The sequence below is a fragment of the Aquibacillus halophilus genome (genome assembly GCF_009649745.1).
In the GTDB taxonomy this organism is placed as follows: domain Bacteria; phylum Bacillota; class Bacilli; order Bacillales; family Amphibacillaceae; genus Aquibacillus; species Aquibacillus halophilus.
In genome coordinates this window covers 1-1,644 of sequence record NZ_WJNG01000030.1, presented here as the reverse complement: position 1 = coordinate 1,644, position 1,644 = coordinate 1, and the positions used below count along the sequence as shown (strand labels likewise).

1 protein-coding gene is annotated in these 1,644 nt (G+C 35.6%); it reads left to right on the top strand.

From position 1 onward, the window contains the following. The first annotated feature begins 287 nt into the window (after window positions 1-287). The gene (locus GH741_RS21330) at window positions 288-1,520 is read left to right on the top strand and encodes an IS110 family RNA-guided transposase (RefSeq protein WP_153738765.1); all 1,233 of its coding nucleotides are present in this window, start codon (window positions 288-290) and stop codon (window positions 1,518-1,520) included. Window positions 1,521-1,644 lie beyond the last annotated feature (124 nt).

Below are 1,644 nucleotides of genomic sequence, written 5' to 3'. Positions count from 1 at the left end.
CGCACGAAACGTCCACGGCTACGCTTCTCGTAGCCACCAACTATCACGAAAATGGATTCCTAATCAAATCAGAGGTATCACATAGGAATCAAACGTCAATATTTCTAGTAACAATACAACCAGGCTGAAATTTCTTTGGTGGATCTTAAAGTGAGATACCCTGTGCACGAAACTGGTTTTGACAGTATAGAAGTACCAACTAATGTGTGAAAAACACGTATACAAATATTTTTTAACAGATATCTACTGTCATTTGTATTGATTAACTAATGAAGTGGTGGTTCTTAATGGAAGCAATGATTGAAAGATGTGCTGGGTTAGATGTACATCAAAAAGTGGTAGTGGGTTGTGTATTACATGGTTCGTTAGACAAAAGACCAAAAAAGGAAATCAAGTCTTTTTCAACAACTACGGAAGGATTATTAGAATTAAGTGATTGGCTGTTCTCTAAGGAAGTAACTGATGTTGTCATGGAAAGTACAGGAGTATATTGGAAACCAATATGGAATATCCTTGAGGAAAGATTTCACCTTATACTTGCAAATGCAAGACATGTGAAAAATGTTCCTGGTCGGAAAACAGATGTTAAGGATGCCGAATGGCTTGCCAAGCTATTAAGAAGTGGGTTAATTGAAGGGAATTTTGTTCCTCCTGAAAGTATTCGGGATTTACGAGATCTTACTCGTTACCGGACAAAACTAATTTATAATCGTAGTAACGAACGAAATCGGATACACAAAATATTACAAGATGGAAACATAAAACTTACATCGGTGCTTTCAGATATTTTTGGAACAACAGGACGACGAATACTTGAGAAAATCATGGATGGTGAAAAGATTGAATTAATAGATCTTGAGAAATTAGTTCACCGGGGAACAAAAGCAAATCTTTTTGATATCGCTAGTGCCATCAACGGCCGTATTCGTCACCACCATCGCTATATGTTGCGTCAACATTGGGATCATATGATGTATCTTGAAAATCTGATTACTGAAATAGAAAAACAGATTGACATATGCTTGGAACCGTATCGAAAAGAAGTAGAATTATTAGACACCATACCTGGAGTAGATAAAAATGGCGCAGCTACTCTAGTCGCAGAAATGGGTATTGATATGTCAGTATATAAATCAGACAAGCATTTTGCATCTTGGGCTGGTGTGAGTCCAGGGAATAATGAAAGTGCCGGTAAAAAAAAGCGAACTAAAAGCAAGAAAGGAAACAAGGTATTAAAGACCATGGCAGTACAATGTGCTCTATCAACTCGACCTCAAAACAATAGAGTATCTTCTTTTTACAAAAGGATACTAAAGAGACAAGGTGCAAAAAAAGCACAAATGGCCACAGCCCACTTACTTTTAAAAATTGCTTACAATATCTTAAAAACAGGAGAACCATATAAAGAGTTAGGTCCAGATTACATGAAACAAAAACAAGAAAATAAAGAAATAAGAATGATTGAATACTTAAAGAGAAAGGGCTATGAGATAACAAGTACTGATCCGGAAGTAGCATAATCTAAAACAAATATCAGTTAAGGATATGTTGGCTCTTCAAAAAAGATAATTATTGTAGGGTCTAATTTCTTATTGCCTTTTCACGTGAAGATTTTCATACAAAGAAAATTGAACTTTATTTTCG